The sequence below is a fragment of the Symbiopectobacterium purcellii genome (genome assembly GCF_019797845.1).
In the GTDB taxonomy this organism is placed as follows: Bacteria; Pseudomonadota; Gammaproteobacteria; order Enterobacterales; family Enterobacteriaceae; genus Symbiopectobacterium; species Symbiopectobacterium purcellii.
In genome coordinates, this window is the sequence record NZ_CP081864.1 from 3,073,302 (window position 1) to 3,088,200 (window position 14,899).

13 protein-coding genes are annotated in these 14,899 nt (G+C 51.8%); 1 reads left to right on the forward strand and 12 read right to left on the reverse strand.

Annotation, left to right across the window (positions count from 1 at the left end):
• Positions 1–173: 173 nt before the first annotated feature.
• The 12 genes from cho to K6K13_RS14555 all read right to left on the reverse strand — a co-directional run bounded on the left by cho (position 174) and on the right by K6K13_RS14555 (position 13,441).
• Entirely contained in the window at positions 174–1,016 is an 843-nt protein-coding gene (cho, locus tag K6K13_RS14500; protein WP_222161113.1) for an excinuclease Cho, read from the reverse strand.
• A gap of 88 nt (positions 1,017–1,104) precedes the next feature.
• On the reverse strand, positions 1,105–1,389 hold the full coding sequence (locus K6K13_RS14505; protein ID WP_222157630.1) for a ferredoxin family protein: 285 nt from the start codon (positions 1,387–1,389) through the stop codon (positions 1,105–1,107).
• The gene (locus tag K6K13_RS14510) at positions 1,386–2,672 is read right to left on the reverse strand and encodes an FAD-dependent oxidoreductase (protein WP_222157631.1); all 1,287 of its coding nucleotides are present in this window, start codon (positions 2,670–2,672) and stop codon (positions 1,386–1,388) included. Before K6K13_RS14510 ends, K6K13_RS14505 begins: the two co-directional genes overlap by 4 nt.
• Positions 2,673–2,696: 24 nt before the next feature.
• Entirely contained in the window at positions 2,697–3,635 is a 939-nt protein-coding gene (locus tag K6K13_RS14515; protein WP_222157632.1) for an FAD-binding protein, read from the reverse strand.
• Positions 3,636–3,655: 20 nt separating this feature from the next.
• Positions 3,656–4,432, reverse strand: coding sequence for a putative electron transfer flavoprotein FixA (gene fixA / locus K6K13_RS14520; protein WP_222157633.1), 777 nt, complete (start codon positions 4,430–4,432; stop codon positions 3,656–3,658).
• Between the two features lie 99 nt (positions 4,433–4,531).
• Positions 4,532–5,629, reverse strand: coding sequence for an acyl-CoA dehydrogenase family protein (locus K6K13_RS14525; RefSeq protein ID WP_252120302.1), 1,098 nt, complete (start codon positions 5,627–5,629; stop codon positions 4,532–4,534).
• A 333-nt stretch (positions 5,630–5,962) separates the two neighbouring features.
• Positions 5,963–7,105 carry a GntP family permease gene (locus K6K13_RS14530; RefSeq protein WP_252120303.1) on the reverse strand — a complete coding sequence of 381 codons (1,143 nt, stop codon included), beginning with the start codon at positions 7,103–7,105 and terminating at the stop codon, positions 5,963–5,965.
• A gap of 172 nt (positions 7,106–7,277) precedes the next feature.
• Positions 7,278–8,411, reverse strand: coding sequence for a 2-hydroxyacyl-CoA dehydratase subunit D (locus tag K6K13_RS14535; protein ID WP_222157634.1), 1,134 nt, complete (start codon positions 8,409–8,411; stop codon positions 7,278–7,280).
• On the reverse strand, positions 8,411–9,652 hold the full coding sequence (locus K6K13_RS14540) for a 2-hydroxyacyl-CoA dehydratase subunit D (protein ID WP_222157635.1): 1,242 nt from the start codon (positions 9,650–9,652) through the stop codon (positions 8,411–8,413). The genes K6K13_RS14535 and K6K13_RS14540 overlap by 1 nt, the downstream gene beginning before the upstream one ends.
• Entirely contained in the window at positions 9,649–10,473 is an 825-nt protein-coding gene (locus tag K6K13_RS14545) for an acyl-CoA dehydratase activase (protein WP_252120304.1), read from the reverse strand. Before K6K13_RS14545 ends, K6K13_RS14540 begins: the two co-directional genes overlap by 4 nt.
• Before the next feature lie 51 nt (positions 10,474–10,524).
• Complete coding sequence (locus K6K13_RS14550; protein WP_222157636.1) at positions 10,525–11,760, reverse strand: CaiB/BaiF CoA transferase family protein; 1,236 nt, start codon at positions 11,758–11,760, stop codon at positions 10,525–10,527.
• A gap of 76 nt (positions 11,761–11,836) precedes the next feature.
• Positions 11,837–13,441, reverse strand: a complete 1,605-nt coding sequence (locus tag K6K13_RS14555; protein ID WP_222157637.1) for an AMP-binding protein — start codon at positions 13,439–13,441, stop codon at positions 11,837–11,839.
• A gap of 439 nt (positions 13,442–13,880) precedes the next feature.
• Here K6K13_RS14555 and K6K13_RS14560 point away from each other — a divergent pair, with 439 nt between their 5' ends.
• Positions 13,881–14,873 (forward strand): helix-turn-helix domain-containing protein, encoded by a 993-nt coding sequence (locus K6K13_RS14560; RefSeq protein ID WP_222157638.1) that lies wholly within the window; start codon positions 13,881–13,883, stop codon positions 14,871–14,873.
• Positions 14,874–14,899 lie beyond the last annotated feature (26 nt).

Consider the following 14,899-nt stretch of genomic DNA (forward strand, 5'->3'; position numbering starts at 1 on the left):
AAAAGGCTGCTTGCCTTCGATGTGATAAATCATAGCGCCATCATTCAGAAGTGAATATCAGATAAAATTGCCATTATCATTCAAAAATATTGATGGATTTTATTACCCGCGGCCCGTAACCATAATGTTGGCGATCGGTTCCATTCCGGAGCTATACCGTTCAACGACAACACTCACGCCAATAACACGACCTCATGCTGCCCATTGAACAACGGCCCACTTAAGATCTTGTATCCGTCGCGGTCAAAGCCGTGCGCCACCGTGGTCAAGCGCGCTGCATCCTCGATGTTCTCTACCGACCCAAGGTAATACCAGTTGTTGATAACATGAATCTGCCGCACATCGCCGTGCTGCTCCACCAGTCCGACAGCACCGGCGTAGGGCCAATTGAACACGCGCATCTGTTGTAGCCCATCGAGCAGACGCAGTTGATGCTCTACCATCGGCTCTTTGCCACAGCAGGCACCCGCACATTTTCCCAGTTGATGTCTGAAGCAAGCGCGACCGCGCGGATTTTTTTCCAAACCTAGCAACCCGTAACACAGCAACTCACTATCAGCGATATCCTGCAGCGCTTGCTGAGCCGCACGTCGGTTGGAGAACAGGCCGTACAAATCGGGCGTATGGGAAAAATCGATCTCTTTTGCCGACACAATGTGAGGAACACCATTGCGCAAATGCAACGAGCAGAGCTGGCGGCTGCGCCGCAGTCGTTTATTGTGCAATGGCTGTAGCTGCTTGATCATTTGCGCTTCCAGCAGCAGCGCGCCAATCTCGCCCGCCGTCAGATGATAGCTGATGCGGCGAGACTGGTGCAGCATACGCGCCTCAGAAACAGTCCTGAAATGCGACATGACTCGGTGGCGAATATTGATGCTCTTACCGATATAGAGCGGCATGACATCACTGTCACTGTGGAAAACATAGACACCGGGCGCAGCGGGTAACCCTTCCAGGAACGGGCGCAGGTGCTCGGGGTAATGATAGGCCTCCATGGCATCAAACGGCTTATCCATAGGGGCTTGATACGGATTCACGGGAACTCTCGCCATTACTGTAATTACATACAGCATAGCATATCCTCACCCGTTGGAAACCACCCACTCAACCATAGCGAAATTCAACCCCTTGGGTCCCAACAGGAAAGGTCCATTTTTCCAGAATAGTGTCCCCGCACAGCACGCGGCAGGTACCGCACTCCAGACACCCCGCGGAATCAAACAGATATTGCCCTTGATCATCCTGTTTATACAGCCATGCCGGGCAGGCTAACATCAGCTTGTTGAACTCTACCGGGTCAGGGTTAACCATCAGTACAATGTGCGGATTGCCCTCATCAACATAAAACTTGTTAACCCCCAACTTGATATCCACATTGACGTTACTCATAGCGAACGCACTCCTTTGAAGCCATCTTTAAGCATGTTCATGACGCCCACCTTACCCATATGGGAGAACATCTTGTTACGCAGCGGACGTTGCGGGCCGTTAACCGTGAACAGATCCTGCATCATGCCCGTCATCATCGCCGGATAAGCGCTGAAAAACCGTGGGTTGTCTAAAAACGCAGGCAGGTTTTTATACAGCGCCATATCTTTGATAACGAAGCTTTCATCCAACAGCATCTGATAGCCTGACAGCCCCTGTCGGCTGAAATCGTCGCGCTGTTTGGCAGCGATAATCGCTTTGGCGGCAGCTTCACCAGAGGCAATAGCCAGATCCATCCCGCGTACCGTATAGCCAACGTTCAGACAAAAACCGGCGGCATCACCCGCAATCAGCACACCGTCTCCGATCAGTTCCGGCACCATACCCAAACCGCCTTCAGGCACCAGATGCGCGGAGTACTCCAGCAGCTTGCCATCGCAGACCAACGGGGCGACCAGCGGATGTTGCTTGAAATCCTCCAGCAGTTGCGGCACGCTTTTGGTCAACTTATCTACGTTGTGCAAGCCGAGTACCAAACCTAATGACACGGTGTTCTTGTTGGTATACAGGAATCCTCTCCCCATCAGCCCCTCAGAAGGCGTGCCTGCAAACAACCAGGCCAGTCCTTCATCTCCTGAGCACCCAAAACGCTCGGCCATCTGTTCCGGGGTAAACGCCAGCAGTTCTTTAACCCCCACCGCCACAGTATGGGGATTGACATGGCGCACCATGCCCAGCTTTTCCCCCAACAGTGAATTAACCCCGTCAGCCAGAATCACCGCTCGCGCTTCAATCTCGTCTTCGCCCGCCCTCACGCCACATACCTTGCCCTCACGCACGATCAATTCATCGACGCGTACACCGGGGATCAGTTGTGCGCCCGCCGCCTCAGCCTCCCCCATCAACCAGGGATCGAACGTGGCACGTAACACGGTGTAAGAACGCGCCTCGGGCAGCGCTGAAGCCGCGTGCTGGTAGTCCAGCGTGACGCCGCTATCCGCCGTGAGCATGGAGATTTTCTCTCGTGTGACCTGCCGTTCCAGCGGTGCGCGCTCGGCAAATCCCGGCATGATGCGTTCCAGACAGTGGGCATAAAGCCGCCCACCCGTCATGTTTTTCCCACCCGAGACATTGCTGCGTTCGATCACCAGCACATCCAGCCCGGCTTGTGCCAATACGTAGGCGGCTGTGGCACCGGCCAGCCCTCCCCCCACGATGATGGCGTCAAAAATATCGTCTGCCATAGTGTGTTAATCCTTTACCTTGCGTTAGCCGTTTAACCGGGCGGTCAACGCCGGGAGAATTTTATAAAGATCGCCGACGATGCCGTAATCAACGCTGTTGAAAATCGGGGCATTCTTGTCTTTGTTGATGGCAACCAACGTTTTGACATTATTCACACCGACCATATGCTGGATCTGCCCAGACACACCGGCGGCAATATAGAGATCGGCGTGCAGCGTGGTACCGGAAACACCGATATAGCGCTGATGTTCCATCCAGCCTTCTCCCTCGGCAATGGGGCGCGAGCACCCCACTTCCCCCTGAATCGCCCGAGCCAGTGCCGTCGCCAGTTCAATATCCTGCTGCTTGCCAAAACCCCGCCCGACGCCGACCACACGCTTCGCCTTGGCGAGATCGACTGTGCTGCCGGGTTTAGACCGACGTGAAATCAGTTTCAGCGGATGCGTCGGCGGAATAAAAGCGCCCGGTTTTACACTCGCACTGGCTACGTCGTTAACGTTTCCCTCAACACCACTGCCGCAAGTGACCACAGCGTAAGGCGAGAGCAACTGCTGTGTTTCATGAGCCAGACCGCCATAGAATGGATGAGAGGCAAACACGCCGTCCTCTTCCACTCGCAGGTGAATCACATCATTGACCACAGCAGCATTCAGCTGTGCCCCCAGTCGAGCGGCAATGGCCTTGCCACGTTTGCTGGCTGCCAGCACTACCAGCGCCTGCGGCCCCGATTCGCGAATAATGCCGACAAACGACGGCACATAGTCTTCGCTGATAACACCTTCCTGCGGCGTGAAGTGATACACAATATTGGCGCCGAGATTGACGCACGCCTTCACCTGCTGCTCGTCTCCCACAAATAAAACGTTAACTTCTTCGCCCCACTGGCGGGCGTTGGCAATTAATCCGGCAAGACGATCCGCACTGTCGGCGTAAACAAAAACAAGAGGTAATAGCGTAGCCATGATGGATTCCTTGCGTAGGGTTAGTGATTCAGCACATGACGAAGATGATCGGCAAAGGCGGCGATGTTATCGTCAGAATCGCCTTCAATGCAGATGCCCAGCCTGTCGGCCTGTTCCGGTGCACAGGCACTCACACGGGTAGCCGTGAGCGGTCCGGTATCACAGGCCACATCAGCCAGACTCCATTGGGTCACCGTTTTTTTACTCGCGGCGAGAATTGCCTTCATTGAGGGCAGGCGTGGCGTATTGATATCCGACGTCACGGAGATCACCGCGGGCAATGTCAGTTCCAGCGCTTCAACCACATCTTCGAGATCGCGCTCAACGCGCACTTTATCGCCAACAACCGTGATCTTGCTGACCGCATTGACGCAGGGCAGATTGAGCCGCTCGCCTATCTGGATGCCGGTTTGTTGTGCATAGAGATCGCCAGAACCTTCGCCACAGATAATCAAATCGAAGCCTAGCTTCTGCGCGGCGCAGGCCAGAATCTGAGCCGTTTCGGTTGGATAGCCCCCGTCACAGGCGTCATCGGCGATCACCGTCAACGCATCCGGTCCGCGAGACAGCACGTCCTTACGAATGCGGGCGTTTTCCAGCAGGGTCTTACTGCCCACGCTGAGTGCCGTCAGTTGGCTATCGGGTTGTTCGCTTGCCAGCACCGTTGCCGCCTCTAATGCATTGAGATCGTAGAGACTGATTTTCAGATTGGCTTTATCCACACACAGCGAACGATCGGCATTGGTGGTAATGTCTTGCTCGTCATGGACGATTTTGCAGCAGGCGATAAGTCTCATAGTGAGTGCTCTCCCTAAAGATGCCTGAAAAAATAAGGGTGGTTCAAACGGGCCACAGGATGCAGAAGGTCACTGTGACCAACGGGTCAGTAGCCTGATTCAGGCCAAAATATGTTTAGCGATCACCATACGTTGGACTTCGCTGGTGCCTTCGAAGATCTCTGTCAGCTTCGCCTCCCGCATGAGTCTTTCAACCGGGTAAGACGAGGTGTAGCCCATGCCACCATGCAATTGCACTGCTTTTTGAGTGACATAGGTGGCGGTTTCAGAAGCATAAAGCTTGGCTTGTGCGGCTTCGCGGGTGTAGGGGTGTCCGGCCATTTTGGCGGCGGCGGCACGATAGATAAGCATACGGGCACAATCGACTCGGGTAGCCATTTCCACCAGCATCCACTGTACGCCCTGATTGGCGGCAATCGGTTTGCCAAATTGAATGCGCTCTTTGGTGTATGTGAGCGTAGCATCGAGTGCACTTTGGGCAATGCCCAGTGCAATCGCCGAGCAACTCAGTCGCCCACCGTCCAGCGTTTCCATGGCGATAGCAAACCCTTTCCCTTCCGCGCCCAAACGACAATGGGCGGGCACCACACAGTCGCTAAAGCTGACGGCACAGGTATCAGAGCCGTTCATCCCCATTTTCTCTTCCGGCAGGCCGATGCTGATGCCAGGGTTGTCGCGCTCAACCAGAAACGCGGTAATACCCTTCACTCCTTGGCTTTTATCGGTCATAGCAAACACGATAAAGAATGCCCCCTGCGGTGCTGCAGTGATCCAGAGCTTGGAGCCATTGATGATGTAGCTATCGCCCTGACGCACTGCAGTGGTCTGCTGTGCGGCGGCATCACATCCCGCGCTCGGCTCAGACAGGCAGAAACAGCCAAGGCTTTCCCCCGTCACCACTTTTGGCAATAAGCGTTGTTGTGTTTGCGCATCAGCATATTTCTGAATGATTGGTCCGGTCAGGGAACATTGCGATCCCATGATCATGGCGTGAGCTGCACTGACCTTTGCCATTTCTTCCGTCGCCAGGATATAGCTGACAGCATCGGCATCGCTACCGCCGAATTCCTCATTAATATTAAAACCAAACAGGCCTAATTCAGCCATTGGCGCAATACTTTCCTGCGGGAAACGGTGCTGTTTATCAATAATGGCGGCAATGGGTTTAATATCGCTGTCCACAAACTTTCTGACCATATTGCGAATCAGCGTTTGTTCCTCATTCAGTTAGAAATTCATATTTACATCTCCGGTCATCTTATTGGAATAGAATGAAATAACTATTCCGCGGTATTCAATTATTTCGGTATGCGCGGTAAAAATGCGTATCACCGCGCACGCCAGCGTGTTTTATTCAAGCGTGAAGGCGAGTCATTAACCGCCCAGCATCGTGATGGACGCAGGCAAAAACGCGTAAAGTAAAAGGATAAAGCCCAGGCAAAGCAGAGGGATTGCCAGCGTCACTATACCCACCGTGCCGTATGCCTGTTTGTGGCTAACACCGCAGACACTAAACACATTAATAATCAATCAGTTAAACGGTGGTGTGGTGCTCATGGCCGCTACGTTTGCCACGCGGTGCAATGCCCCTTGATCCACGACTGCCGCCGGAAACAGAGAGGCAATCAGTGGCATGGCAATGCTCAGCGCCCCTGAGCCGGAACCGCTGATAAACACCAGTGCACCGACCGCTATCGCGGTAACCATCAAGGGGCTCATTCCCGAATTGGCGATAGTCTGAAAGGACTCCTGAAACGCAGGTAACTTTATGACCAATGCACCAAAACCGACGATCACAGCAGTGTTGAACAAAGAAGTCACGCCCTCCATGGTGCCGGCCGCCAGGTTGCTAATAATCGCTTTCCAGTTCAGATAACGGGCATAAATAATCAGCCCAGCAACGATGGCGCAAAACAGCGCGATTGCCGGGTCACATTTCAATAGATTTAACACCAACAGCAAGATCAGCATCGGCAGCAGTGCAACGATCACATGGGGTTGCGGCTTGTCCTTTGCGGTACTTTGCGGCACATTGCCTTTACTTGCGACAGCATCGTCATCCCCCCAACCTTCCCCACTGGCTTTCACCTTGCGAAACAGCCATGAGAGATAGACAATCACCAGCACCACTTGAAAAGCGGCCGTCAGCAATCCTGGCACCAACCCCGCAGTGGCTGACGTGCCGAGAAATTTCATCGGGATCAGGTTCTGGATTTGTGGAGAGCCTGGCATGATCATCACAAAGCTGCGCGCACCGGCAAAATAGACGACAGGGATTAACCTGCGCGGTAAATTAGCCTTTTTGAACATGCTGACCATCATCGAGTAGACGGTAAACAACGCCACAAACACCGAGACACCGCCATACGCCAGGATGGCACAGGCCACCACTACGGAGGGGATCACTGCCTTTTCACCCAATTTGCCGATAATGAACGAGGCTACGCTGTCAGCCGCGCCGCTAATGGCAGTCAACTTGCCAAAAATTGCCCCCAGTACGAAGATAAAGAAGAAAGTGCCGAAGTAATTGCCAAGCCCAGTGGTATACACTTTTAATATGGCATCCAGCGGATTCAAGCCATCAGGCGCGGTTAACCACGCCGTCACGGCTAAAAACAGGCTGGCGGTAAAGACAGAAATAAAAATGTGTATGCCTTTTATACACATCACCATCAGAATAATTAATCCGAGAATTAGACAGAATATGCCCATAATGTTCTCTCTTTTATTTACCTATCAGAATTGGAGATAATTAAATTAAACGGCCATTCGCTATCATTGAGCACGGCGTAACCGGCCACACCCAATGATGCGACATTAATTAATGAATCGTTTTCGCCTTAATTTATACCGACAGTACGTCGGCAAACGTTTGTAATGCCGTTCGCGCCTGTTCGTAGCTTTTTGTTTGCTGATCGATTTCGATAATAATGGAGGGAATACCTTCCTTATCGAGCTGTTTCTTGATTATCGGTGCATCGAATTCTTCCGGATCGCAGAATTTGGTTAACAAATACACCACGCCCTGCGCATTATTTTTCCGCACCATATCGACCAGCATGCGGCCGCGCTTCTTCTCTGGGTCGTGCAGCAATGAGCAGCCTTCGAGTTGGGCAATCTGTAATGCCAGACGGCGGTAGGGATCGCTATCAGCAGGAACATCCTGCCGGAACTGGCGAGATTCATGCGCCACTTCATCCGCCACGATCGCCATATTATTGTCGGCAAAGATTTGCAAAATCGACGGGCTGTCAGCAATGATGCCGGTCACCACAATGTTATACCCCTCCCACTGCTCGGTGGGCAATTCGGTGCACAATGCAATAATCTCACGCACCCTCTGGGTGTGTTCGACCACATCCATGAAATAGCCGCTTTTGATGACGGTATTACGCATCAGCGGACTGATAGTCCGTGGATAACGGGCGGCAACCAGTGAAAACTCACGCAGCACTGCACGATGCTGGTTAAACAGTTCAATGGCCCGATCGAGCGCTTCGGGCGTGACAGACTGTCCGGCTATCTGCCCTAACTGCTGGGCGACACGCTGATACTGCTCGGTCAAAAATGCAATACCGGCTGGCATAGCACGATTCTGCGGATGGACCAACTGGATAAAGGGCACCTGCGGCACACCCACTTTCCAGTTTTGTCCCAAGCATTTTAGCGTGTCGCACAATGCCGGGATAATCACTGCCGACAGTTTATTCAACGCATGGTCCAGCCCCATTTCCAGCGTTGACAGCGCCAGCGCACAATAAAAGGGGGGGAAAAATTTCTTTGCCTCCGAAATCGCTTTCCCTTCCGCGCCCCACAGTCCGAACGGCACCATGCCCGCCGCATAAACGATTTCATTTGGGGTATATTCAGGGAAACAGCCAACAACCTGCTTACCGCTTTTCAGAAGCGCATTAAGCTGCTTGCCGGGGTTATTGACAATCTCCTGCAACTGTTCAATTTTTTGCGTTACGCGTTCCATCACAAACCCCCTTTATGGGCAGCCGCTTTATTGGCAGCCATGATTTCCGTCAATGCCTCGATACGCGTCACGTATTGCGCTTCGGAGAAACCGCGTGGATCGGCTTGATCGCCATCAAACGTGACGGTGGGGATGTTCAGTTCGTGGCGAATGCGGCGCTCAATCTCTGGCATGATGCCACTCCACAGCTTACAACTGCGGTTGACGTGAATGATCGCACCGTCAATGTGGTTCTGGCGGCCTACGTTAATGCGCATGTCCGCCGCACGTTCCACCGAGACACAGTTAGGCACGTAGGAGTAGGCGCGCATCATTTCATCGCTGTTTTGGTAAATCACGCCAAACGCCGTAGCGTACACTGTGGCAGTAACGTTGATGCCCTGCTCTTTCAACGGTGTGGACGTAGCGCGCAAATAGGGCCAGCAAGCGATGCCTTCGAACAACACGCGGTACTTCTCTTCACCACGGTAGGTGGACTGCTTCTCCTGAATGTTGTTCTCCATCTCCTCACACAATTGCTCAAAGGCTTCTGCCGCTTCCAGCCGCCCACGCGCGCAGACCGCTACCGCCATGTGATTGAACAGATCGAAACCGTTCATGGGTGAAGGTTGATACTGGCAATACTCCGCCGCTTTCAGCCAGGCGCGGCCAGTGCGTTGCGAAATTTCACACACGTCCTTGAACCGCTGCTCTGAATAAGGGCGCCCGGTGATTTCGGCCAGGCGCGTAAACGCATCGTCAAACTGCGCCTTGATATAGCGTACCGTGGCGTCATCGGTGTCATAGTCATTTTTGAACGGGATATCGATCAGGATCAGCGGGATATTCAATTCATAAGCAATATTTTCATACCACTTGATCATGCAATTACAGATGTTGTTACAGCACAGCAGAAAATCCGGCTGCGGCATATCCATCTCTTCGCAGTGCTTGATATCGGCGTAGGAAAGGCTAATGCGGGCATAAGCACAAATATCATTGGAATAGCCCAGGCTCTCAGCATGTTCGCACATGCGCAGGCCACCCCCTTTCGCCGCGATAGCGGCCGCCTGATTTTCTGGATAGACCACCGGGATATCCAATGTTTCCGCGATTTTCTGCGGGAAATTGGAGGCACACCAGCCGATTTTTTCACCGCGGTTTTTAGCATCCCAGGCCCGTTGATAAGCTTGAGCCGCGATGTTTTGTAATTTTTTCTTTGCCGGAACGGGTTCCGGCGTTTGAGGGGTTACATTGCTCATTGATGTATTCCTGAAAGAGGTGCGTCGCTCGCGAGTAACGCGCTACACGCTTCAAACGCATAAATAGCCGCTCCTATCGCCCCGTTATATTGTGATAATGGCGATGTCTTGATGGGAGCACCCAATTCCTGACTGACATAGCGAACCACTTCAAAATTCTTTGCTACGCCGCCGGTCATGATGACCGGTTGTTCAATACCGACGCGTTTTGCCAACCCGGCAATACGGCTGGCAACGGATTTGTGAATACCATTGATGATGTCTGGAATGGTTTCGTTATTGGCGAGATGCGAGATCACTTCGGATTCAGAAAATACCGTGCAGGTTGAGCTGATAGTGACCCGCTTTTGCGACTGCGCCCCAAGCGCCGCGAGTTCATCGATACGGGTCTCCAGCACCAGCGACATGACATCAAGAAAACGCCCAGTACCCGCAGCACACTTGTCGTTCATGACAAAATTGAGCAGGCGACCCTGCCCATCCATGTGCAGGGCTTTGACATCTTGTCCACCGATATCAATCACCGTCCTAACACCGGGAAACAGATAATGGGCACCTTTAGCATGACAACTGAGCTCGCTGACCTCCTTGTTGGCTTCCTTGAGGGCATTGCGCCCATAACCGGTGGCACATATCCAGCGGATATCGCTACGGGCTCCGCCGTACTGGCGCAGCACTTCCGCTATTGATTTTTCCGGCCCAGACGTTCCCGCGCCGACAGCAAACAAGGATTGCGCGACGATCTCTGTTCCATTGCGCATGATGATGCATTTCGAGGCGGACGAACCGATATCCACGCCCAAGGTAAGAATCTCTTGCATACAGCTTCTCTCCGGTACTGACCTGTTCCGATGATGCCACTGCCGCGTTAGCTATTCCCGCCAGACGCTGACATCCCTGCTGGCTTCCAGTTTGGCAATCTCATCCGCGCTGTAACCGAGTTCCTGCAAGATGGTGGGCGTGTCCTCACCCAGCAGTGGACCACGTTGGTAGTCCGGCAGACCGCTTTCCAGAAAACGGATAGGCGGACGCACCAGCGCTTTTTCACTGCCGTTGGCGTACTGCATGCGATAGAAGGTGTCGATGGCCCAGGCCTGCTTATCTTCCAACACTTCTTCCCACAGTTGCGCTACGCTGAAAGGAATGTCGTTGGCCATAAAAATTTCGCGCCACTCTTTGACGGTTTTCTGTGCCATCTGCTGCCAGATGATGTCGTAAACTTCGGGAGAGCGTTTGTGTTTGGCGACGTCTTGCAGATGGGTGTAGCGTGCGTCCTGCGCCAGATCTTCACGACCAATACAGGTCATAAACTTGCTGTAATAGGCGTCATACACCGGCATACAAATCTGGATAAAGCGGTCATCTTTGGTCTTGTAGGCCAAAATAAATGGGCTGGTGGTAGTGCGGCGGTCGATAGGGTAAGGCTGTCCATGCTCTTTGTACTGGGCTGCCTGAATCATGATAGCCTGGGTGTAGATCGAGGTATGCAACAAGTTGGTGGAAACGTATTCTCCTTCACCGGTATTTTTGGCATGGATATAGGCGGCCAACACGCCCGAGGCAAGCGCCATCGCACACTGGTGATCGCCTAGGCCGGGGATGACGTTCATCGGCATTGTGCCTTTCTGATAAAGCGACCCCAAAATACCGCCGCGCGCATAGAACGCCGTGTAATCAAACCCCGGCAAATCTTGATCCGGGCCGGTATCGCCATAGCCGGTGACGCAGGCATAAACCAGATGGGGGAATTTTTGTTTCAGCGTTTTATAATCCAACCCGGCACGGTCACGTGCTTTTGGCCGCCAGTTAGTCAGAAAAATGTCAGCCTTTTCCAGCAATTCAAATAATATTTTTTGCCCGGCAGCCGTTTTGGTATTCAGCGCAATACCGCGCTTATTGGCATTCTCTAAATCAAACGTAGTATCTTCATGTGGATTAACGGGACGCCCTTCCGTCGGCGCAGTGTAGCGTATATTATCCCCATCCAGGGATTCAACTTTAATCACGTTAGCCCCCATGTCCGCCAGAATACGTCCGGCGGCGGGCACGGCGATAAATGTCGCCAACTCGACCACGGTAACACCCGCTAATGCTTTTTTCTTCGTCATCTTATTCTCCTTAATCGATTATTTTTATCGCGCGGAATAATGGTTTAAACAGTGTTATCTTAGATATCAGAATTTATTATTTGCCAACCTCTGGCACTCGGGTTAATAGTTTGAGTTGTTGAACATCAATTTTTCCACAGGGGGTATAGGGAAACTGCGTTAATAAATGAAATTGGGCCGGGATTTTGTAATGCGCTAACTGTGGCATTAAAAAGTTACGCAGCGCTGATTCCGTGATGTGATAACCCGATTTGATGCTAAGCGCAGCAACAATTTCCTCACCCAGTGCTTCAGAGGCAATGCCAAATACCTTAACGATATCAACCCCCGGATAGTCCAAAATAGCCTCTTCTATTTCTCGCGGACTGATATTTTCGCCACCACGAACAATGATCTCTTTCAGACGGTAGGAATAATGTAAATACCCTTCGGCATCCATAAAGCCGACATCACCGGTATGTAGCCATCCTTCACCATCAAGAACAGCGCGAGTTTGTTCCAACGCATCGTCATATCCCTGCATCACGTGAAATCCTCGCGAGCAGATTTCACCCGAGACGCCAGTGGGGCAAGGCGCGCCGGTTTTGGTATGAATGATCTTTATTTCAACAAAAGGCAGCGGTTTACCGACCGAAAAACATTTGACCAACAGCGGATCGTTAAACAGCGTTTGGGTACAGCAGGGAGAGGTCTCAGTTTGTCCATAAGAAACGGCAAGATGCCGCATGCCAAGGCGCTGCGTAATATCCGATATCAGGCGTGGCGAGCAGTAGGCTCCCGCCACAATACCTTTATCCAAGCTGGAAACGTCATATTGTGCGAAGGCACCATGCTGCATCAAGCGACTAAAAATAGTGGGAACGCCGTGCAAAATGGTACAACGGTAACGCTCAACGGCTTTCAGTACCGCCTCGGCGCAGTAGTTATCCAGTAATACAATTTTGCATCCCTGATGCAGCGCAAACAACAGCCCGGAAGAGAGTCCAAAACAATGAAACAGCGGCACCGCCAGACACAGCGTATCCACGTGTGTCACCCCCAAACGTTGGGCAGAGAACAGTGCATTATTAATCACACTATGATGACTGAGCATCACCCGTTTCGGTTCTGCGGTGCTGCCGGAAGTCAGTTGCAATGTCAGCAGATCGCTACTTTGCACCTGCGCCTGCGCCTGCTGATAATCCCTTGGCGACAGCGCCATACCGAGCGTTTTTATCTCCGCCAGTGACAATGAGCCAGGTCGGGTTTTATTTCCCAGAGCGACAGTTAAGCGTAAACGTGCCAATGATGTCTCTTGGCCGAGTTCAGCAACAACGGCAGGAAAATCGTTATCCCTGAAACCGTCCGAGAAACACAGCGCATCAATGTGGGTTAAGTGGAGTAAATTGAGAATTTCCCTTTTCTGAAACTGAAAATTAAGGCCAATCACCACCACACCGATGTTAGCGGCAGCTAAAAAACAGACGATCCATTCAACACTGTTTGCAGACCAAAGCCCCAATCGATCACCTTTTTTTAATCCGGAAGCGAGTAATCCGCGAGCAACCTGATGAACCTCATCACTTAATTCCTGCCAGGTCAGTGACGCTCCACGTTGAGAGGTAATCAATGCCACCCCGGATGGATTGCGCATCGCGGCTTTATTTAAGCATTCACCAACGGTGGTCGTTAATAGATTCATAAAAACCCTACTCAGTACTGTTCTAATTCCGTGATGGGTTATTTTCTCAGCCCGTTTTAATGCGTTTATTGTGAAAGTGCGCACGGGCATATTCTTGGTAAATTGCGAACTTTTTTTCGTCATTTTCACCAAAGAATAAAAACTGTGATTTACCTCTACACGTGATTTAGGCTGAAGAGGAGAATGAATAAATCAGACAATCTGTGGTTTTCCAGTGAGTAAAATGAAGCAACTCAGTGAGCACCATGTAAAAGATTTGTAATAAACAATGTCAAGGGGATTTATTATTTCCCTGCACACTGAAGAACAGAAAGAAAATAAATAACCGTAAATTTAATTTTATGAGATAACGATTCATATTTAAGCTCAGTGAGTTTGATTTTTATGCCGAACAACGATAGACCACATAAAGATTATGTCTTTTATGAAGGCAAACGTGATGAAAAGCATTTTTACAACGCAGGACATTCCTGACCCTGAGCGTTTCGGTGCGTTCCGGGATATCGTCAAGGGGCATTTTCTCTCCTCGTATGACTGCTGCATAACGGCGCCCCCGGCCCAATCGCGATTTTATGCCAATCTTGCCGAACGCCGGGTGCTCGATCTCCAATTTGTGCAACTGGAATCAAACAGCCACAGTGCGGCCAGCAAACCTCGCCCACAGGGAATAAGCCAGGAGGGGGATTTTTACATCGAACTGCAGCGCTTCGGCACCAGCCGGCTTTCGCAGGATGGCCGAACAGCATTTTTACGTCAGGGCGATTTTTGTTTTTTTGATATGTCGAGACCAGTATCCTGGTCTTTTGATGATGATTACTCGCTATACAAGATTCTGATCCCGAGAGACAAATTCTCCAATCGTCTGGGCAATACGCAGAACCTCACGGCCAAAGCCATACGCAGCAACAGCGTTATCGGCGCACTGGTGTACAGTTTTATTCTTAAATACGTGCCTTTTCTGGATTCAATCCCGCCGCTGCATGCGCAACACCTGGCAGATATTTTGCTGAATCTGATTGCCACCTCGCTGAGCGAGCTGAGTATGGCGGCACCGGCGCAGAGCATGGGACAATCAACCCTGTTTTACATCGCACAGCACTATTTGGAAAAGCACCTCTCTGACCCACAACTGAGCGTCACTGCGTGTGCCAGTGCCTGCGGCATTTCGGTACGCTCATTGCAAAAGCTGTTTCAGGAGCAGGGCACATCGGTAAACCGCTGGGTACATCAGCAGCGACTGGAACGCTACAAAACGGCGCTGACGAACCCGCTGATGGCGGATAAAAATATCACCCAACTCGCGTACGACTGCGGGTTTAACGACATATCCAACCTGAGTCGTCGGTTCAAGGCTGAGTTTATGGTGACACCCTCGGAATACCGCAAGATGCACGCAGTGAGACGGCCACACCGCGCCACTGCCATAGTCTAGGATATTCTTCTGAGAGCGCAGGCAGG

Bases quoted from the DNA above. Each gene is read 5' to 3' on its own strand.
- cho (WP_222161113.1), bottom strand. From the start codon at position 1,016: ATGGATAAGCCGTTTGATGCCATGGAGGCCTATCATTACCCCGAGCAC.
- K6K13_RS14505 (WP_222157630.1), bottom strand. From the start codon at position 1,389: ATGAGTAACGTCAATGTGGATATCAAGTTGGGGGTTAACAAGTTTTAT.
- K6K13_RS14510 (WP_222157631.1), bottom strand. From the start codon at position 2,672: ATGGCAGACGATATTTTTGACGCCATCATCGTGGGGGGAGGGCTGGCC.
- K6K13_RS14515 (WP_222157632.1), bottom strand. From the start codon at position 3,635: ATGGCTACGCTATTACCTCTTGTTTTTGTTTACGCCGACAGTGCGGAT.
- fixA (WP_222157633.1), bottom strand. From the start codon at position 4,432: ATGAGACTTATCGCCTGCTGCAAAATCGTCCATGACGAGCAAGACATT.
- K6K13_RS14525 (WP_252120302.1), bottom strand. From the start codon at position 5,629: ATGGTCAGAAAGTTTGTGGACAGCGATATTAAACCCATTGCCGCCATT.
- K6K13_RS14530 (WP_252120303.1), bottom strand. From the start codon at position 7,105: ATGGTGATGTGTATAAAAGGCATACACATTTTTATTTCTGTCTTTACC.
- K6K13_RS14535 (WP_222157634.1), bottom strand. From the start codon at position 8,411: ATGGAACGCGTAACGCAAAAAATTGAACAGTTGCAGGAGATTGTCAAT.
- K6K13_RS14540 (WP_222157635.1), bottom strand. From the start codon at position 9,652: ATGAGCAATGTAACCCCTCAAACGCCGGAACCCGTTCCGGCAAAGAAA.
- K6K13_RS14545 (WP_252120304.1), bottom strand. From the start codon at position 10,473: ATGCAAGAGATTCTTACCTTGGGCGTGGATATCGGTTCGTCCGCCTCG.
- K6K13_RS14550 (WP_222157636.1), bottom strand. From the start codon at position 11,760: ATGACGAAGAAAAAAGCATTAGCGGGTGTTACCGTGGTCGAGTTGGCG.
- K6K13_RS14555 (WP_222157637.1), bottom strand. From the start codon at position 13,441: ATGAATCTATTAACGACCACCGTTGGTGAATGCTTAAATAAAGCCGCG.
- K6K13_RS14560 (WP_222157638.1), top strand. From the start codon at position 13,881: ATGAAAAGCATTTTTACAACGCAGGACATTCCTGACCCTGAGCGTTTC.